Consider the following 19,996-nt stretch of genomic DNA (forward strand, 5'->3'; position numbering starts at 1 on the left):
CCGCCTGGATTTGTCTTAGCGTAGCTGAGAAGTCATTGCAGCTGGCACGATGCCGGTGCAGACGGTTCGGTTCCTTGCACTAGTATGGATGAGTAAAAAGGCGGATCGGAAACAGGCGCGCCCTGCTGCGTCCCGCCACATCCCGCTGTAGCGGCGCTCGCGTCATCGTGCTCCGATGGAGGTCGAAAATGAACGCACAATCCGTGCTCGGCATCATCCACGCGCAGGAATTGCTGATCGTCTCGCTGATCCGCGCGTTGCCGCCCGCCGACCGGCGCAAGGTGTCGGACGAGTTTCAAGGTCAGGTCGAACTCGCCGAAGCGCCGCATCTGGGCGACGGCCACGACCGCGAAACGATGGAAGCATTCAGGTCGCATATCCGCAAGCTGTCGATCCTGCTGGCTTCCTGCAGCTGAGGGTGTGTCTGCTTTGACACACGTTGACCTGAAGGCGCGCGCCGCATCAGACGGTTAGTTGCACACATCGGCTATCGCGCGATGCAGCTTCCAATGGCCTTTCAAACACTCCGTTTTTGCGCGGCACCGAGCAGGATCCGCGCTGCTCTGTAACAATCGCTTCATTCGCGCCGGACGCGCCGCCAATTCGCAGGCGTGCCGATATGCGCCCCGCTCAGCCCTCTGTAGAGCCGTCCTTGTCCGAGAACACATCCAACCCGACACGCGTCCCCGACGGCCCCATGTCCGCCGGTCACCGTTTTGCGATGGCAGCGATCATGCTGTCGGTTGCCCTCGCCTCGCTTGATACCGCCATCGCCAACACGGCCTTGCCCGCCATGGCCGCCGATCTGCATGCCCGGCCTGCCGCGTCGGTGTGGATCATCAACGCCTATCAACTGGCGATGGTCGCGACACTGCTGCCGCTCGCCGCGCTCGGCGATATCGTCGGGCATCGGCGCATTTACATCTGCGGGATCTGCGTGTTCACGGCGGCCTCGCTAGGTTGTGCGCTATCGCCGACGCTGCCGTTCCTGGCCGGCGCGCGCGTCGTGCAGGGAGTTGGGGCGGCGGCGATCATGAGCGTGAATACAGCGCTCATCAAGCATCTTTATCCGCCGCATCAACTCGGGCGCGGTGTCGGACTGAATGCGCTGGTGGTGGGCGTGGCGTTCGCGGTGGGACCGACGGTGGCATCGCTGATATTGTCGGTGGCGAACTGGCCGTGGCTGTTCGCCGTCAACGTGCCGCTCGGCTTGCTGGCGTTGTCGTTCGCATGGCCGGGTTTGCCGCGTACGCCGCGCGGCACGCATCAGTTCGATCGCGTCGCGGCGCTGCTCAACGTGATCACGTTTGCCGCGCTGATCTTCGCGCTCGGCGAAGCGGCACAGCGTGCACCGACGCCGGTCGTGCTGGGCGCTGCAGCCGTGACGGTGATCTTCGGCGCGCTGCTGATGCGCCGCGAGGCCGGTCACCCCGCGCCGATGCTGCCCGTCGATCTGTTCAAGCTGCCCGTGTTTGCCCTGACGGCGGTGACGGCTGCGTGTTCGTTTGCTGCGCAAGGGCTGGCGTTCGTGTCGTTGCCGTTTTACTTCGAAGATGTGTTGCATCGTAGCCAGGTTGAAACCGGCTTTCTGATGACGCCCTGGCCTGTGATCGTCGCGCTGGCGGCGCCGGTTGCGGGGCGCTTGTCGGATCGTTATCCGCCTGGCTTGCTGGGTGCGATTGGTCTTGCGATTCTGCGCTGCGGCATGGCTGCGCTGGCGATGTTGCCGCCGCATCCGTCCGTGATCGACATCTCGATCCGCATGGCAGTGTGCGGCGCGGGCTTCGGATTCTTCCAGTCACCGAATCTCAAAGCGCTGATGGCAAGCGCGCCGCCCAATCGCAGCGGCGGCGCGAGCGGCATCATCGCGACATCGCGGCTGATCGGACAAGCGACGGGCGCGGCGCTGGTTGCGTTGAGCTTCAGTATTGCAGGACGTCATGGGCCGACGTTGTCGCTGGCGACGGGTGCGGTGTTTGCGGGAGCGGCGAGTATCGCGAGCGGGTTGCGGTTGTTTGCGCCGTCGCATCGTGGGCAAGCGGGTGTGGCTGCCACAACCGTCAGGGCTAAAGAGCAATAGTCGATATAACGACAAAACGCACGCCCGCAGAACGTCTTTAGTTGCCGTCAGCGGGGCGACTATCCGAGCTATCTCTTTCCGGCGACATTTCATCTGTCGCCGCGTTCATTTCTTGCGTGCGTCGGGCATGATTTGTAGAACTTCGCGCGCGCAACAGTTCCTTACGCGCGTGCCGTTCAAGCAACATTGCGGCCCGATATGCCCTGCAACGCATGGATGCGTTTTCGGCACGGGCTGCTGCAAAGAAAACCCACATGAAGCAAAGAAATGGACGATTCAATCCAAAACGCCGACTCGCGCCAGCGCCGTCTTCTCCAATAGAACGGGAGAGCCTGGAAGTGCTTGCGGAGCATGTTCGCTATGCCGGCAATCCGGAGCACAAGAAAAATCCAGGAGACTTCGGGCTTCATCCCCCGTCGAATCCGAGGCCCGGAAAGTCCTTATGCGATAGCGCAAAAATATTCAGCCGTAGAGAGGCACGCAACCTGATTAAAGACGGCCTCCGCCGTGGCATGATTAGCGACCGCTTTCAGGATCAATGGCCAAAGAACGTGTGGGCAATGACGTCAGACGGCATACCGCTCGAAGCACAACTGGAGAATCCGCAACTGGGCACTTACCATGGCTATCCGATGCCGGAAAGTGATCCGTTAGCGAAAGAAATCAAGCATGTATGGAAAGAGCGCCATGTCGAAAATAAATCTGTCGTGTGACTGGCTACCCACGGGAAACGACTCGCCTGAAATACGCGACACTTCGGGGCGCTTGACGATTGCTGTCGATGGTCATTGCCTCACTCGCTCAGAGGACATCTGGACAAGAACGGTGCGCGACGACGTGCTGGTGTCCGCGTATCCGCTGGCGCTCTGGTTTGCTTCCTCGTGGTGGCGCCTGCTCCACGAACCTCTCGCAGACACAAAGGGCACACCGGCGATCGACTGGAGAATGAGCCACGAACTGGGTGCAGCGAATCACGGCTTCGTATGGCCAAATGTCTCATTCACCTCGGATGGCGAGGAAATCCAGATTGGTGCTCGCGCATCCAATCCGGAATCGCAGCAATCCGTTCGATATCTGGAATCCTTGAACGCACCCGCTCGTATCCGTACCGCCGAATTCGAACGAGAAATTGAGAGGTTCATCGGAAGCGTCGTGTCGCGACTCGAGACAATGGGACATTCGGAAACCGAACTTGCATCGTTGTGGTCTTTGGTACAGAAAGATCGCTCCAACGCTGACAGCGCCCGTCTTCGACGGCTTGAAGCGTTATTAGGCTACGATCAGGAAGAATGCCCAGATGAACTGCTGGAAACCGCGCGGCGTCTTGAGAAACGCGTCGGGCAAGAGACCTTCGCCGAACTGGCGCCCGCTTACGGCGCAACACAAGGCACGGTCACACTCGATGATCTTATTGAACTGGAACAGTTGCCGGGATTGATAGGCAAGCCCCACTTCGATACCCGCATCGTTGTGGCAGGTGCCCATTCGAACGTGCCTTGGGAGTGCGCCGCTGCAACCGCCCATGAACTGCGTAAATCCCTGCGCTACAACGACGATCTGATCCCGACCAGTTCGCTATATGCGGCGCTCGGCCTGAACCCCGACAGTGTCGCGGGCTGGAAACCACCGCTGTCCATTCAGAAAGTCGGGGTCGCCGCACCAGTTGAAAACGGTATGTTCGTATTCAAGCCGCGCAAAAATCAGCCGATCGCTCAACGCTTCGAGTTTGCGCGATTCATTGGCGATCTGTTAGCCACAAGCATGGCTGAACCGCAATGGTTGGCGTCGACGGACAGCGTCACGTGGCGGCAAAAATTCCAGCGGGCCTTCGCTGCCGAGTTTCTTTGCCCAATCGCATCGTTACTCGAATTCCTGAACGGCGATGATTCCATGCCGTCACTCATGCATGCGGCACGGCATTTTCAGGTCGGCTTCAAGACTGTTTATTATCTGCTCTTGAATAAACGGGACGCGAGCCTGTCGTCGCATACAGCCGACCTTCAATACCATCGATTTGCCTGATGACGGCCCTGCCGCTCCGTTGAAACGGCCGGCAGGTCCAGATATCAAGCCCCCTCACCGCGCAAAATAATCCTTCACCGCCATCACAAACGTGTCGATATCCGCACGCGACACGTCCATATGCGTCACGAACCTTGACGCATACAGCATCTGCGTAAGGATGCCGCGCTCCTTGAGCCACGCTTCGAGCGGCGCGCAATGTTCCTGCGGGAACTGCACGAACACCATATTGGTAGCCTGCGGCTGCACCTTCACCTGATCGATCTGCGCAAGCCCCGCCGCAAGATGCGCGGCATTGTCGTGATCTTCCGCGAGCCGCTCGACGTTGTGATCGAGCGCATACAGACACGCCGCCGCCAGCACGCCCGCCTGGCGCATGCCGCCGCCGAGCACCTTGCGCCAGCGGTGCGCCACGTCGATCAGCGCCTTGCTGCCGACCAGCACCGAACCCACGGGCGCGCCAAGTCCCTTCGAAAAACAGATCGACACTGAATCGAACGGTGCACACAACACCTCGACGGGCTGCTTCGACGCGACAGCCGCATTGCAGACACGCGCGCCGTCGAGATGCGTTGCAAGCCCGCGATCACGGGCCAGTTGCGTCGCCTCGGCCACATAACCCGCCGGCAGCACCTTGCCGCCGATAGTGTTTTCCAGCGCCAGCAGGCGCGTGCGCGCGAAGTGGTTGTCGATAGGTTTGATCGCCGCAACGATCTTGTCGAGCGGAATCGAGCCGTCGGCTGCGTTCTCCAACGGCTGCGGCTGGATGCTGCCCAGCACGGCCGCGCCGCCGCCTTCGTATTTGTAGGTATGCGCCGCCTGGCCAACGATGTATTCGTCACCACGCGCGCAATGCGCCATCAGCGCGGCGAGATTGCTCTGCGTGCCGCTCGGGAAGAACAGGCCGGCTTCCTTGCCCGCGCGCTCGGCCACCGTGGATTGAAGGCGCAGCACCGTCGGGTCGTCACCCCAGACGTCGTCACCGACCTCGGCGGCTGTCATGGCGGCGAGCATGTTCTTGCTCGGACGGGTCACGGTATCGCTGCGCAAATCGATCATGTGCATTTCCTCGAGGATGACGGGGCGCCCCACGACCAACGGCACAACGAGTGAAGCGCGCGATTGAATCCGGAGAGTGTATCAACTCCCGCCTCAAGGCGTCGCCAGCGCCCTCTCCTGCGAATCGAAGGTATCCGCGCACGCTTCGAAATCGTGGATCGGCCGCGGCCGGCAGAACAGGTAGCCCTGATACGCGTGGCACCCGGCAACCGCGAGAACCTGGCGCTGCGCTTCCGTCTCCACCCCTTCCGCGATCACACCCAGACCCAGACTCTGTGCGAGCGCAACGATCGTGCGCGCGATCACGGCATCGTTCGGATCGTCGAGCACGTCGCGCACGAACGACCTGTCGATCTTCAACTGTCCCAGCGGCAGGCGCTTCAGATACGACAGCGACGAATACCCGACGCCGAAATCGTCGAGCGAAAACACCACGCCCTTGGTGCGCAGCAAGGTCATCTTGCCGATGATGTCCTCGACGTTATCGACCAGCACGCTCTCCGTCAGTTCGAGCTTCAGGCGGCTTGGATCGGCGCCCGTGCGCGCCAGCGCATCGAGCACGCTGGCGACGAAGCTGTCCTCGCGAAGCTGCTGGGCGCTCACGTTGACGGCAATCGACAGATGCGCGCGGTCCTCGCGCTCCGCCCACTGCGCAAGCTGCCGGCACGCCATATCGAGCACCTTGTCGCCGAGCGCGACGATCAGGCCCGTCTCTTCGGCAAGCGGAATGAATTCGGCTGGCGGCACGAGGCCATGCTCGGGATGCTGCCAGCGCACCAGCGCCTCGGCGCCCGACACGCGGCGGCCGTTGTGCACCTGCGCCTGATAGTGGACCAGCAACTGGTCTTCGTCGATCGCGCGGCGCAGCGCGGCCTCCAGCGCCGCGCGTTCCATCACGACCGTCTGCATGGCGGGATCGAAGAAGCAGATCGCGTTGCGCCCGCTTTCCTTCGATTTGTACATCGCCAGATCCGACTGCTTCAACAGTTCGTCGATGGAGGTTTCGTGGCCCGTAAACAGCGTCGCGCCGATGCTCGCCGTGGTGCGGAATTCCGCGCCTTCGAGGTAGTACGGAGTCGACAGCGCGATCAGCACTTTTTCGGCAGCGCTTTCGGTCGCGCTCGCCGCCTCTTCGCGGCTGCGGCTCAGGTCGCTCAGCACGATCACGAACTCGTCGCCGCCCATGCGCGCGACCGTGTCGCCTTCGCGCACGCTCGCCAGCAGCCGCCCCGCGACCTGGCCAAGCAGCAGATCGCCCTTGTCGTGGCCGAGCGTGTCGTTGAGCGTCTTGAAGTTGTCGAGATCGACGAACAGCAGCGCGCCGTGCGTATGGTTCTGCGCGCTCAGCGCGATCACCTGCCTGAGCCGGTCGCGCAGCAATGTGCGATTGGGCAGATGCGTGAGAGCGTCGAAGAACGCCAGTTCCTTGATCTGCTCTTCGGCCAGCTTGCGCTCGGTAATGTCGTAGTGCGTGCCGACATAGTGCGTGACCCGCCCATCGTCGGCTTTCACGGCCGTAATGGTCAGCCACTTCGGATAGATCTCGCCGTTCTTGCGGCGGTCCCAGATTTCGCCCTGCCAGCCGCCTGCTCGACGGATCGTGTCCCACATGTCGCGGAAGAACGCGGCGTCGTGGCGGCCCGAGCTGAGCATGCGCGGATTCCTGCCGATCACGTCTTCGGCCGTATAGCCCGTGCACTCCGTAAAGGCCGAGTTGACGCGCAGGATCGTACCGTCGGCATCCGTGACCATCATGCCTTCGAGCGAATCGAAGGCGACGGCGGCGATGCGCAGTTCGGCCTCGCTCTCGCGCACTTCGGCCGTCATCTTCGACGCGAGCCGCATCGCGCGGCTTCGGCCGCTGGCCATGCTCCACGCCAGCAGCGCGAGCAGGATGCTCAGGCCCGTGCCCGTCAGCGCGATCAGCAGCTTCGCGTTGCGGCCAAAGCGCGCCTTGAAGTCGGGTTGCGCCCGCATCGAAAGCGTCCAGTCATGTCCGCCGACCACCAGATATTCGTTCGCGGAGATGACGTCGGGATGCTTCGGCTCTGCCGAGCGGTACAGCAACGCTTCCGTCGACGGCTGCGTGCCGTCGTAGATCGACAGATAGAGGCCGGGCGGCTGCTCGCCGTACAGGCTCGCCAGCACGTCGCGCATGCGGAACGCCGCATACACCCAGCCGATCAGATGCGCGCGGCGGTCTTCGACGGTATCTTGCGGCTCGCCGCGCGCGTAGATGGGCAGATACATCACGAAGCCGGCAACGGGCGCCGCACCCACGTCCGACGCCAGTTGCACCTTGCCCGACACGACGGCGAGACCGGAATCGCGCGACTTTTCCATTGCCAGACGCCGCACGGGGTTGTTCCAGGAATCGAAACCGAGCAGCGCGCTGCCCGAGCCCGAGACTGGCTCGCGCGCTACCACGGGTGCGTAACCGGCGCGCTCGCCGGGCGGCTTGATCGCGTAGCGCCGGTCGGTGCGCACGCGCATATCGGCCAGGTGGGCATCGCGCCGGTTCGCCGGCACCCACTGCACCACGCCGATCGCCTGCACGCCCGCGAAGTTCGCGTCGGCGTTAATCGCGCCGAGATAGCCATGGAATGCGTCGAGATCGAGCGAGCCGCGCGCCGCGAACATGCCCTGCGCGCCGCGCAGCATCTGCTCGTAGGTGGCCATGCGCTGCTCGATGCGGCTGACGGCGTCGCCCAGCGCGAAATTGAATTCGGACAGCAATTCGCGGCGCGCGGCCTGGCGCTCGTGATCCCACACTGACCAGGTGATGCTCAACCCGGTCAGCAGAATCAGCAGCGGCAACAGGACGATGCGCGCGCGGTTCATCGCGGTAGTGTGAAGTCGACCATCGAGTCCGCGAGTTCAGGTTTGAAGTATTTCCTGAAAATGCGGCGCACGGTGCCGTCCGTGCGCATCTCCTCGACAAGGGCGCGCCATTTCTCCCGCTCCTGCGGCGACAGCGCCTTCTTCGACATGATGAGACCGTGCGGGGTGGCGGCGTCGTTGAATTCGATGATGGTTGTGATGTCGCGAATGCGCTTCTCATCCAGCGCCGGATAGTCGAACGGCTCGATGATCATCCCCTGAATGGTGCCGCGCATCAGCGCCTGATAGAGCGGGTCCAGTCCGCCCGCCTGACTGACGCGATTAGCTGCGGCGAGCGTATCGACCAGTTCGTTAGCCGACTGACCATACCGGAAGCTTCTGATCACGCCAAGCTGAAACTTATCGTTGTGTTCAAAATCGGACAGCTGCCTGATGCCCGCATCCTTGCGCACCAGCAGATAGAACTTGTCGCTGAAGTACCACGCAAATGCAGCGTACTGGTCACGTTCTTCGTTGGTGATGCCGGACAGGCTGAAGTCGAGCGCGCCCGATTCGATCACTTTCCAGATGCGCGCCCGTGACATCAGGCTGACACGAATATCGCAGCCGCTGCGGCGGGCCATTTCATCGGCGAAGTCCTTGTCGATGCCAGCATTGGTGTCCTGCGAGTACAGCAGGCCGTGATCGTGCAGCCCAAGCGTGAACGGGCGCGTGCAGTCGGGGCCGCCCGCATAGGCGCGGGTGCTGGCGGCGCCCAGCGTCGCCAGCACGATCAGCAGGCCGATAAATCCGCGGTGAATCACGGTGATGCTCCCCGTTGTCGTTCAGTGATGAGGATGCTTGCGGCGGCTACGCGCAGATGGTTGCGCGAGCGACGATTGGCGAGCCTACGCGAAAACAGACCTACCGGGTTAACGGCCAAAAAGACCGCGGACTTGACCCGGGCTTTGCCTGGGTTCGCTAACTCCGCCATGACGGCGGCATTCATACCACCGACGCCACGAAAATCGCATTGTTGACGGCGTGCAGCAGCACGGGCATCGCGAGTCCGCGGGTTTTCTTCGCGAGCCAGCCGGCCACGAGCGCCAGCAGGAACAGATAGGCGTACGCACGCGCGTCCTGGTGCATCGACGCGAACACAGCCGCCTGGATCACGTTCGACCAGCGAAAGCCGAGATGCCGCGTCAGGCCGCCCAGCAAAGCGCCGCGAAACGCAAGCTCTTCGATGATGGGCACAGCCACGCACAGGATTGCGACGGCGAGCGGCAGCGCGCCCATCGCCTTCGCACCCATCACGATGGATTGCCCGAACGACACGACACTCGATCCGGCGACGTGCGGAACGTGCGACACCGTCGCCCAGCGGATCACGTTGATGCTGAGCACGGCCACGGCGGGCAGGATCCAGACGGGCTTCCACGTCCCTTGCCCCCACCAGCCGCGCCACGACACCCGCTTCGCCAGCCACGCGAGACCGAGTGCGGCAAACAGCAAGGTCCACAGATAGGCGACGACGAGATCGCTCTGCCAGCCCACGCGCCCTACCTTGTCCTTGATGGGCACGATCAGCGCCGTGCCGGAATGGAACGACATCACCAGCCAGAGGGTGATCGAGAACAGGCTCAGCGCATACCACGCGTGCCGCAATCCGATGCCGTCGAACAGCGGCTCCGACACCTTGCCCTTGCGCGCCCGCACGACGCCGCGATAGTGGACGGGGAACATCAGCAGGCCGGGCATGCAGACGAACATGACGATCATCATCAGATCACCGGCCGCGACGGGTAGCAGGTCGATCCTGAGCGCCGCGGCGGGACTGAGCGAGAACAGATGCGCATACGCCGCCGACAGCTTCACCGCGTTGCGCGAGCGCGAATACTCGTCGGCGATGACGGCGGCGGCAGCCTGGGCGTCGCGCGTATCGAAGGCGACGTCGAGCCGCAACTGCCGCATCGCGGGCGATTCGTTGCCGATGGGCGTGGTGTCGGCGGATAGCACCTTGCGTGCTGCAGCCGAATCGCCCGCGTGCTGCAGCGTCCGCGCACGCGTGTAACTGTTGATCTGGAGACCGGCCTTGTCGGCGCGATGCAGTTCGTCGAGCGCGGCCTCGGGCGTCAGCACATCGACGGCCGTGTTGATCCGCTGCGACTCCGTCCAGGCCATCTTCGCAACCGACGACCGTGCAAGCATCGCCACGCCCTCCGACACCTTGCCATGCCCGCCGAGGTAGCGAATCGCCTGGAGCAACTGCGGACTGTCCGGGTCCAGATGCACGGCCGTCACGGCTTCCTCGCCGGCGCGCTTATCGTCTTTCTGCCACGCGTACGCACGCGAGAGCGCAGCGTGCAGACGCGCGCGCTGCGCCGGCGTCCACACGGACGAACGCGGCACGAGCGACTCGCCGAACGTGGCGGCATCCTTGCCGACGCGCTGTTCGAGACTGAACAGCAAGGCTTCTGGCGTCGACGGAAACTGCTTTTCGAGGCGCGCGCGGCACGTTGCGAGATCTTTCGATGCGGCGTCCGACCACGCAATCTCTTCTGACCATGCATAGCGCTGGATAAACGTGCAACGCGCGATGGCCAGTGCGACGTCGCCGGGTTGACGGCTTTGCGCCTGATCGTAGGCGTCCAGCACCTTGTCGTAGGCAGCCTTCTGCTGATTCGAAAACAGTTCGGCGGCGCGGTCGGCGGAACGCAGCATGTCGGGCGTCGGTGTCACGGTGCCTGCATGGCAGACCTGACTCACGGCAAGCGCGCAACCTGCAAGCAGGTATCGCTTCGTCGATCCCGTGTTCAGGCGATACAGCCGATTTCGCCATGCCGTGCACGCGAACTTCACGCATGAAAGCATGCACCCGTATGCGATCGCAAACGCTATAAGCCAGAACCCTGGCGCCTCGGCTTCTCTCAGATAGTTGTACATGACTTTTTGTCTCGCAGAATCCGCCTGCGCGACGTGTCGCTCACGTCGCGCGCATTGAGACGGCATAGCGCTCGAACATGCTTACGGCAATGAGTCACGAAACTTTAGATGCGCTGATCGATTGCCAGGCAGTTTGACAATCCAGCTTTCAACGCTAAAAAAACAACGCGCCCACGATCCAGAAGATCGTGGGCGCGTGCCAGAAACCAGCGCGTCAGTGGCCGAGCGACTCGATCTTTGCGCCCGTCATCCCGCTCGTCTGCGGCCGTGCCATCTGCTTGATCAGCAACGCGACGCACGCGATCAGCCCCGCAATCGCGATGGTCGCGAACACGCCGGAGAACGTGAAATGACGACGCGTCAGTTCAGCAACGAGAAACGAACCGGCGATGCCGCCAAAGCGCCCGACGCCGAGCATCCACGCGACACCTGTGCCGCGCCCTTCCGTCGGATAGAACGCCGCCGCGAGCGCGGGCATCGACGATTGCGCGGTGTTCATCAGCACGCCGGCGATAAACACGATCGCCACCAGCGCGCCGACATTGCCCGCGGCCTGCCCGATGCAATACACGCTCACAGCCGTCAATACGTAGCACACGGCGATCACGCGGTTCGCGTTGAAGCGGTCCATCAGCACGCCCGCCAGCACGGCACCGACGCCGCCGAGCGGGAACAGCGCGGAAATCAGCGTGGCGCTTTTGGGCGTGAGGCCCGCGTCCTTCAGCAGGATCGGCATCCAGTTGATCGACGCATAGAAGATCACGAGGCCCATGAAATACGTGACCCACAGCATCACCGAGCCGACGATGTACGAGCGCGACAGCACCACGCCCAGCCCTTTGCTGCCCGTTTGCGGCGCGGTCTCGGTCATCACGAAGGAACCGGCGTTCATCGCCTGCGACGCGATGCGAGCGAGCGTTGCGCGAATCCGTTCGACGGGCTGGTTGTTCGCGACCATAAAGCGCACCGATTCCGGCATCTTCAGCAGCAGCGCGACACCGAGCAGCAGCGGCGTCACGCCGCCCAGCATCAGCACGCTGCGCCAGCCGAAATGCGGAATCATCCATGCGGCCAGAAATCCGCCGAAGGCCGCGCCCAGCGGAAAGCCGCAGAACATCAGGTTGATCACGGTCGCGCGGCGGCGGTCCGGGCAGAACTCGCCCATCATCGTGACCGCATTCGGCATGGCCGCGCCAAGGCCAACGCCCGTGATGAAGCGCAGCACCGTCAACTGGCCGATGCTCGACGAAAACGCCGAGACGAGGCACGCAATGCCGAACACGAACACGGATGTGAGCAATAGCGAGCGGCGTCCGAGCCTGTCGGACAATGGGCCCGAACCGAGCGCGCCGCACGCGAGGCCGAACAGCGCGGCGCTCAGCACGGGCGCGAGATCGGGCTTCGAGAGTCCCCATTCCGTCAGCAGCGACGGCGCGATAAAGCCGATGGCCGCCGTGTCGAAACCGTCCAGCAGGACGATCACGAAACACATGAAAAACACCAGCCACTGAAAGCCGCCGAATGGCTGCTCATTGATGAACGTCTGGACGTTCACGACGGAAGTGCGGTTCATCGACTGTCTCCAGCTAGCGCGACGCAGTGCGCATGCTGCGTCTGTCGCCTTATATTGCCCCAGAAGCGGGGCGAGATAGTCATGCGCACGCGAATCATGCCGGCCGTTGAGATGACATCGCGCCGAATGTTCGTATATCGCACAACCTTTCAGATGGCGAACACTTTAGCGTTTTGCGTCCGTCAACGTCAACGAAGGGTTATTACTGATTTAACGCCTGAAACCCTACAAACAAAAAACTTTCATTACGATTTACTTTCATATATAACGACAGGGCATGTCGCGAACACGCCTGTCTCGCACATGTCCTCAGCCCACCCGTGCTAGCCGGTGGGCTTTTTTTTGATGCGCACGCTTAATCGCGAGTCACCTACAACTTCCTTTCATCATTCGATTCGCATCGGTGAAAACCCCTCCAAGCTTTCGCTTGACTTACTTGATATATCACATATCGTATGGAATCTATCAGCACCGCATTTTTAGCGATGCTGATCGGAAGAGCCGTCAGGCCACCGCACATATTCAACAGGCGAAGTTCGCAACTATCGTGCACGCGACGGATGCAGGCGCTCACCCGCCCGCTCCCGTCGACAAAGGAGACAGCGATGAAGACAGAGCATCAGGAAGGGCCGTCGTCATGGTACGCATCACCGTGGGTGCAACTCGTGTTCGGCGTGGTCTGCATGGCGATGATCGCCAACATGCAGTACGGCTGGACGCTGTTCGTCAACCCGATCGACGAGAAGTATCACTGGGGCCGCGCGGCCATTCAGGTTGCGTTCACCATCTTCGTCGTGACGGAAACCTGGCTCGTGCCGATTGAAGGCTATCTCGTCGACAAGTACGGGCCGAAGCCCGTGGTGGTCGGCGGCGGGTTGCTGTGCGCCGTCGCCTGGGTGCTCAATTCGATGGCGTCGTCGCTGCCGCTGCTGTACATCGCGGCGGCTATCGGCGGGATCGGCGCGGGTGCCGTGTATGGCACCTGTGTCGGCAATGCGCTGAAGTGGTTTCCGACCCGCCGCGGACTTGCGGCCGGCATCACGGCGGCCGGCTTCGGCGCGGGGTCGGCGGCGACCGTCGTGCCGATTGCCAACATGATCAAGAGCAGCGGTTATGAGGCGACCTTCCTGTGGTTCGGGCTCGGTCAGGGCATCGTGGTGTTTCTGCTGGGCATGTTCCTGCTGGCGCCGTCCGCGAGCCTGCTGGCGTCGGCAAAGAACGCGGTGACGGGTGCCGCCAAACGCTTCGTTCACAACGCGACGCCGCGCCAGGTCGTCTCCGCGCCCGTGTTCTGGGTCATGTACCTGATGTTCGTGATGATGGCGGCAGGCGGCCTGATGGCGACGGCCCAACTCGGGCCGATCGCGAAAGACTTCGGCCTGCATGACTCGCCCGTGTCGCTGCTCGGTCTGACGTTGCCCGCGCTGACTTTCGCGCTGACGATCGACCGCGTGCTCAACGGTCTGACGCGACCGTTCTTCGGCTGGATCTCGGATCGCATCGGCCGTGAGAACACGATGTTCATCGCGTTCGCCATCGAGGCGGTCGGCATTCTCGCGCTGTCGAAGTTCGGGCAAAGCCCGGTGGCGTTCGTGGTGCTGACGGGCATCGTGTTCTTCGCATGGGGTGAGATCTACAGTCTCTTCCCCGCCACTTGCGGCGACACGTTCGGGCCGAAGTTCGCGGCGACCAACGCCGGCCTGCTCTACACGGCGAAAGGCACGGCGGCGCTGCTGGTGCCGTTCACCAGCATCGTCACGGCGATGACGGGCAGCTGGCACGCGGTGTTCATGCTTGCCTCGGGGATGGCCGCCATCGCTGCGTTGCTGGCGCTCTTCGTACTCAAGCCGATGCGCCGCGCCTACGCACTGCAGCATTCGGAGGCCTCGATGGAAACGGCACCGTATGCGGGAGCGACACGCATCAGCGACTCGGCGCGTATTTCGGCTGAAGGCGGCTGATCGGCGGCAGAGGTTTTAAGAGGTTGAAACAGATGCCCGTTTCACGACGGGCATCTGTTTTCAGGTCATGCACGCAGCACCGCAACACGCTGCCATCAAAGCCCCGCCTGGAGCGCCTCCAGAAACCGCCAATAAGCAGTCGCGCCAGGATCGGCATGACCGACACTGCGTTCCTGAATCCACGCCGCTCGCCCCTTCTGCGACTGCAGCGCGGCGGTGGCGTCAATCTGCTGCCGCGCGGTCGCAATCATCGCAGCGAGAAGCTCGCGCGCATCACCATTCGACGCTTCCAGCACATCGAGGCTCGGCACCAGTGCATCGAGCACGGTCTTGTCGCCGACCTTGCTCTTGCCACGCTCGACGATGCGCGCCGCCACCGCGCGCCCGATCGTCAGCGCATCGGCTTTGCCGAGTTCATGTTTGTCCGTCATCGTCTTCGCGGCCGCCAGCAAACCACCGCCGATCAACGCAGCGAACGTCGACGGATTGGCCGTCGAAAACGCCTGCCCTGCAGAACGCAACATGTCGCTGATTGCTGCATCGTCAGGTAACGCGGCTAGCGCTTTCACCACGGCCGCCGATCCCTTCTGCACCGTAATGCCGAGATCGCCGTCGCCGAGCGCGGCATCGAGCTCACGCAGTTCGTCGGTGTGCGCGGGCAGTGCATCGAGCGTGCGGATCAGCAGCGCACGTATGTCGTTACTCGACATGCTCATGGTCGGCCCTCCATCAAACCAGCAGCCAGTCGCGATACAGCGGCGAACGCGCCGGCGCGGCGAGCAGCGTTTCGAGCTCATCGTCGAGCAGCATCACGGTGATTGACGCGCCCGCCATTTCCAGACTCGTCACATATTCGCCGACATACGTGCGCGCAATCGACAAACCATGATCGCCGATGATCTTCGCCGAGCGCCTGAACAGCAGATACAGTTCTTCCAGCGGCGTGGCGCCGAGTCCGTTGATCAGCACCGCAAGACGCGAACCCTTCGGCGCATTGAGATCGCCGAGTATCTCGCCCATCAGCCGGTCTGCGATTGCATCGGCGGATTCCAGCTTGCCGCGATGCGTGCCCGGTTCACCATGAATGCCAATGCCGATTTCCATTTCGCCGTCGGGCAGCGTGAAGGTAGGCTTGCCCGCAGCCGGCAGGATGGTCGGCGACAGGCCGACGCCCATCGTGCGGCACTGACTGTTGGCCTTCGCGCAGATACGCGCGACTTCGTCGAGCGAATCGCCGCGCTCCGCCGCCGCGCCCGTGCACTTGAACACGAACGCCATGCCCGCCACGCCGCGCCGGTCGCTGGCGCGCTCTGCGGGCGCCGATGCGACATCGTCGGTCAGCAGCACGGTCTTGATGTCGATGCCTTCGGGTTCGGCGAGATCCGCGGCGAGATCGAAGTTGAACACGTCGCCGCCATAGTTGCCGTACACATAGAGCACGCCTGCGCCGCCATTCACGGCCTTGGTGGCCTCGAAAATCTGCTCGGCCGATGGCGACGAAAACACATTGCCCACTGCCACGCCGCTGCACAACCCTTCGCCCACGTAACCCAGGAAGCCCGGCATGTGTCCCGAGCCGCCACCCGTGACGATGCCGACATGTCCTGCTTTCGGCGCATCGGCGCGCACGAGTGCGCGGCGGTCGGCGGTCGCGGCCTTGATCCAGCCAGGATGGGCAATCAACAGCGCATCAATCACTTCATCGACGAAATCATCCGGCTGGTTGATGATCTTTTTCACGCGATTCTCCTGGTGATGTTCAGTTCTTGCGCCGCTGGCTGAGCGCATCGAGCATGACGGCGGCGAAAATGACGCCGCCCTGAATAAACTGGGTCCAGAAAGGATTGACGCCGAGCAGCGACAAACCAACATTGATCACGCCGATCAGCACTACGCCGATAAACGTGCCGATGATCGAGCCGCGTCCACCCGCGAGCGATGTTCCGCCAATCACCACGCCTGCGATCACCTGCAATTCGAGTCCATAGGCCGCTGAAGGCAACGCGGAATTGAGCCGTCCGGCGAGCACGATGCCCGCAATCGCCGAGGTCACGCCTGCAAGCGTGTAGGTCAGAAAGATCACGCGCCGCACGGGAATACCCGCCAGCCGCGCCGCCTCCTGATTGCCGCCGACAGCGAACACCTGATGACCGAACGTGGTCTTGCGCAGCAGGATATGGCCGATCACGAACACGATCAGCATCACGATCATCGGCGCGGGCAAGCCCGCGAACGTCTTGGCGCCGAACAGCGTGAACGCGGTCGGAAAATCGAACTTGGTGCGGCCATCGGAAATGGCGAGCGTGAGGCCGCGGCCCATCGCCATCATCGCGAGTGTGACATTGAACGGCACGAGTCTGAGCCATGTCACGGCAAAGCCGTTGAGCGCGCCGACACCCGCGCCCACTGCCAGCGCAATCGCGAGGCCCGCCAGGCCGACGCCCAAGGCATCGGGCGTCGAACCCGCCATCAGGGTTGCCGCCACCATGCCGCTCAATGCGACCAGCGAACCCACCGACAGATCGATGCCCGACGTGATGATCACGAACGTGCCGCCCACCGCGGCAATGCCGACCACCGAGGTCTGCACGAGAATGTTGGTCAAGGTGCTGGTGGTGAGGAACTCCGGCGCCGCGAACGACAGAAAAACGCAGATGACGATCAGCGCGGCAAGCAACGGACCGACGCCGCTGCGCAATTGCCGGATCACGCGGCTCGAGAGCGCTTCCGGATCGGACTGTTTCGCTGCCGTCGAGGGCATGCTCGTGCTCCCGTTGTCGCCCATTGAATCACCGTCTCCGAATCCGCCGCATCGCGCGGCAACTCGGTCACGATCCTGCCGCGATACATCACCAGCACGCGATCGGACATGCCGAGCAGTTCGGGTAGTTCCGAACTGACCATCACGACGGCCGCACCCGCGCGTGCCATCGCGACCATATGTGCGTAGATTTCCGTCTTCGCGCCGACGTCGATGCCGCGCGTCGGTTCGTCGAGCATGATCACGGCGGGCTGCGTGGCCGTGGCGCGCCCGAGAATCACCTTCTGCTGGTTGCCGCCCGACAGATTGCCCGTGATATGCGCGACGCTCGGCGCGCGCACGCCGAAGCGCGCACTCGCCTTTTGCGCGAGGGCGCGCGTTCTGCCGTTGCGCACGAAGCCGCCCGTTGCGATTGCCTTGAGACTCGACAGCACGATGTTTTCTTCGATGCTCGCATCGAGCACGAGCCCTTCGAGCTTGCGATCTTCGGCGGTGTAGACGAGACCCTGGCGCACGCCATCGGCGGGTGAACGGATCACGGTCTTGTTGCCGCGAATGAAGATCTCGCCCGCCGTGACCTTTTGCGCACCGAAGATCGCCTTCAGCAATTCCGTGCGGCCCGCGCCCGCGATGCCCGCAATGCCGACGATCTCGCCCGCATGCACCTTGAAGCTCGCATGCCGCACGATGGGCGGACTCGCGAGATCGCGGACTTCGAGCATCACCGGACCGTAATCGCGCGGCTCCCACGGATAGAACGAATCGAGATTGCGCGCGACCATCGCCTGCACGAGATCCTGTTCGGTCCACGCCGACATCGGGCGTTCGCTGACCGTCGCGCCGTCGCGCATCACCACGGCGGAATCGGCCAGTTCGAACACCTCTTCCAGATGGTGCGAAATGAAAATGATGCCCATGCCAGCGGCGCGCAAGCGCTTCACGACGGCATACAGATGCGAGATGTCATCGTGCTGCAAGGCGGCTGTCGGCTCGTCCATCACCAGGATGCGGGCGTCGCGTGCGATGGCTTTCGCGACCTCGATCAGTTGTCGCTTGTTGAGCGGCAGATCGCCGAGCCGCATCGAAGGCGACACGCTATCGAGCCCGACCTGCGCGAGCGCCTGACGTGCGTTCTGATCCGCTTCGCGGCGCTGCACGAAACCATTGCGTGCGGGCATGCGGCCGAGAAACAGGTTCTCTGCCACGGTCATGTCGTTGACGAGCGACAGTTCCTGATAGATGACGGCCACGCCTGCATCGATAGCGGCGTTCGTGCCGCGTCCGAGCGGCACGCCGTTGATCTCGATCGTGCCTTCATCCGGTTCGTACGCGCCCGACAGCGTCTTGATCAACGAAGACTTGCCCGCGCCGTTCTCGCCGACAATGGCCAGCACGCGGCCCGCTTCGAGTGTGAGGCTGACGCCGCGCAATGCCTTCACACCCGGAAAGCTCTTGACGATGCCTTCCATACGCAGCAGCGGCGGCGCGGCGCGTGACTGAACGTTGTCCTGCGCGTGGTCCTGCGACTGCGAGCCCGTTCCGGCGTTCATGTGCTCATCCTGCGTTGGATGACGGGCGCGCATCTCGCCGCCCGTCGAACCCGCTTCGATACATTACTGGCTGACCTGCAACGACCACAGCCCGTATTTCTTCGTGTCGTCCGAATCGATATTCGACTTGTCGATCAGGAACGTCGGCCATGCATACGTCGCAGGCACCGGCTTGCCCGCCGCGTTGTCGGCGATGAAACTCAACGACTTCGCGGCCATTTCGATCGGGTTCTGCGAGATCGTCGCATCCTGCTTGCCCGCACGAATCGCCGACAAGGCCTGCGCCGTGCCATCGGCACCGATCACGAGGATGTGATCCTTGTCGCCGGCCGGTTTGTAGCGGCCCGCGTTGTCGATGGCTTTTTCCGCGCCCACGGTGTTGTCGTCGTTGGCACCGAACACGGCATCGATCTGCGGGAACTTCTGCAGGATGCTGGTCATTGCGTTCAACGACTTCTCCTGATCGAACGCGCCTTCCTGACGCGCGACGACCTTGATGTCGGGGTACTTGGCGATCTCGTCGCTAAAGCCTTTCTCACGATCCGTAGCAGCCGTCGTGCCCACGAGACCAATCAGATCGACGACATTGCCTTTCGCCGATCCATAGCGTTTGGTCAATTGATCTGCGATCCATTTCGCGCCCGTTGCGCCGAGCGCGACGTTGTCCGACGCCACGAACGCGGTCACCTTGCCGCCATCCGAGCCGCGATCGAGCGTGAAAACAGGGATATTCATCTGATTGGCTTTCTGAACCACGGGGATGATCGCTTTCGAATCGATCGGGTTCAGCACCAGCGCTGTGATGCCCTGGCTCAGCAGATTGTTGGCGTCGTTGACCTGTTGCTGTGCGTCGCCGTTCGCATTGGTCTGCACGAGTTCGAATGATTGATCCTTCGCACCCTTTTCGACACCGAGCTTCAGGCCGACAAAGAACGCATTGTTCAGCGTCGCGATGGAGAAGCCGATCTTCTGCTTGCCGCCTGCCGCCGAAGCAGGCGCAGGCGCCGCCGCGGGCGCGGCGCTGGCCATCGCTGCAGCGCTGCTTGCGGCCGCATCGCTCGCCGCCGTGCCCGACGACGGCGACTCGCTCTTCGAGCAGCCGCTCAGCGCAGCGGCGGCGCACAACAGTCCGACACTCGCCGGTGCGGCGAACCATCTCCATCCATTCAAGCGTGCTGAATTCCAGGCCATGAGCGTCTCCATTGTTCAAATAGTCATGCATCA

15 protein-coding genes are annotated in these 19,996 nt (G+C 62.8%); 5 read left to right on the forward strand and 10 right to left on the reverse strand.

Annotated features, from left to right (window positions below):
* The first annotated feature begins 188 nt into the window (after positions 1-188).
* From DK391_RS26140 to DK391_RS26155, 4 genes are all read left to right on the forward strand, one after another.
* Positions 189-416: a hypothetical protein gene (locus tag DK391_RS26140; protein ID WP_109480903.1), complete on the forward strand. Its 228-nt coding sequence runs from the start codon at positions 189-191 to the stop codon at positions 414-416.
* Between the two features lie 281 nt (positions 417-697).
* Positions 698-2,080 carry an MFS transporter gene (locus tag DK391_RS26145; protein ID WP_109480904.1) on the forward strand — a complete coding sequence of 461 codons (1,383 nt, stop codon included), beginning with the start codon at positions 698-700 and terminating at the stop codon, positions 2,078-2,080.
* A gap of 254 nt (positions 2,081-2,334) precedes the next feature.
* Positions 2,335-2,793 (forward strand): hypothetical protein, encoded by a 459-nt coding sequence (locus DK391_RS26150; protein ID WP_109480933.1) that lies wholly within the window; start codon positions 2,335-2,337, stop codon positions 2,791-2,793.
* On the forward strand, positions 2,768-4,102 hold the full coding sequence (locus tag DK391_RS26155; RefSeq protein ID WP_162600911.1) for a hypothetical protein: 1,335 nt from the start codon (positions 2,768-2,770) through the stop codon (positions 4,100-4,102). The genes DK391_RS26150 and DK391_RS26155 overlap by 26 nt, the downstream gene beginning before the upstream one ends.
* A 54-nt stretch (positions 4,103-4,156) precedes the next feature.
* Here DK391_RS26155 and ltaE read toward each other — a convergent pair whose 3' ends face one another.
* The 5 genes from ltaE to DK391_RS26180 form a co-directional block, all read right to left on the reverse strand.
* Positions 4,157-5,161 carry a low-specificity L-threonine aldolase gene (gene ltaE / locus DK391_RS26160; protein ID WP_109480906.1) on the reverse strand — a complete coding sequence of 335 codons (1,005 nt, stop codon included), beginning with the start codon at positions 5,159-5,161 and terminating at the stop codon, positions 4,157-4,159.
* Between the two features lie 93 nt (positions 5,162-5,254).
* Positions 5,255-8,002, reverse strand: a complete 2,748-nt coding sequence (locus tag DK391_RS26165) for an EAL domain-containing protein (protein WP_109480907.1) — start codon at positions 8,000-8,002, stop codon at positions 5,255-5,257.
* The gene (locus DK391_RS26170) at positions 7,999-8,805 is read right to left on the reverse strand and encodes a transporter substrate-binding domain-containing protein (RefSeq protein WP_109480908.1); all 807 of its coding nucleotides are present in this window, start codon (positions 8,803-8,805) and stop codon (positions 7,999-8,001) included. Before DK391_RS26170 ends, DK391_RS26165 begins: the two co-directional genes overlap by 4 nt.
* Positions 8,806-8,986: 181 nt before the next feature.
* Positions 8,987-10,855: a type II CAAX endopeptidase family protein gene (locus tag DK391_RS26175; protein ID WP_109480909.1), complete on the reverse strand. Its 1,869-nt coding sequence runs from the start codon at positions 10,853-10,855 to the stop codon at positions 8,987-8,989.
* 286 nt (positions 10,856-11,141) lie between these two features.
* Positions 11,142-12,500 carry an MFS transporter gene (locus DK391_RS26180; protein WP_109480910.1) on the reverse strand — a complete coding sequence of 453 codons (1,359 nt, stop codon included), beginning with the start codon at positions 12,498-12,500 and terminating at the stop codon, positions 11,142-11,144.
* Positions 12,501-13,105: 605 nt separating this feature from the next.
* Here DK391_RS26180 and oxlT point away from each other — a divergent pair.
* A complete protein-coding gene (gene oxlT / locus DK391_RS26185; protein WP_109480911.1) occupies positions 13,106-14,461 on the forward strand; it encodes an oxalate/formate MFS antiporter in 1,356 nt (451 codons plus the stop codon).
* A gap of 95 nt (positions 14,462-14,556) precedes the next feature.
* Here oxlT and DK391_RS26190 read toward each other — a convergent pair whose 3' ends face one another.
* The 5 genes from DK391_RS26190 to DK391_RS26210 form a co-directional block, all read right to left on the reverse strand.
* On the reverse strand, positions 14,557-15,177 hold the full coding sequence (locus DK391_RS26190) for a DAK2 domain-containing protein (RefSeq protein WP_109480912.1): 621 nt from the start codon (positions 15,175-15,177) through the stop codon (positions 14,557-14,559).
* A 13-nt stretch (positions 15,178-15,190) separates the two neighbouring features.
* The gene (locus DK391_RS26195) at positions 15,191-16,201 is read right to left on the reverse strand and encodes a dihydroxyacetone kinase subunit DhaK (RefSeq protein WP_109480913.1); all 1,011 of its coding nucleotides are present in this window, start codon (positions 16,199-16,201) and stop codon (positions 15,191-15,193) included.
* Positions 16,202-16,220: 19 nt separating this feature from the next.
* Positions 16,221-17,222: an ABC transporter permease gene (locus DK391_RS26200; protein ID WP_109480914.1), complete on the reverse strand. Its 1,002-nt coding sequence runs from the start codon at positions 17,220-17,222 to the stop codon at positions 16,221-16,223.
* Positions 17,168-18,772: a sugar ABC transporter ATP-binding protein gene (locus tag DK391_RS26205; RefSeq protein WP_109480915.1), complete on the reverse strand. Its 1,605-nt coding sequence runs from the start codon at positions 18,770-18,772 to the stop codon at positions 17,168-17,170. The genes DK391_RS26200 and DK391_RS26205 overlap by 55 nt, the downstream gene beginning before the upstream one ends.
* A gap of 63 nt (positions 18,773-18,835) precedes the next feature.
* Positions 18,836-19,963, reverse strand: a complete 1,128-nt coding sequence (locus tag DK391_RS26210; RefSeq protein WP_109480916.1) for a sugar ABC transporter substrate-binding protein — start codon at positions 19,961-19,963, stop codon at positions 18,836-18,838.
* Positions 19,964-19,996 lie beyond the last annotated feature (33 nt).

The organism is Paraburkholderia sp. C35, from assembly GCF_003121405.1.
GTDB lineage: Bacteria > Pseudomonadota > Gammaproteobacteria > Burkholderiales > Burkholderiaceae > Paraburkholderia.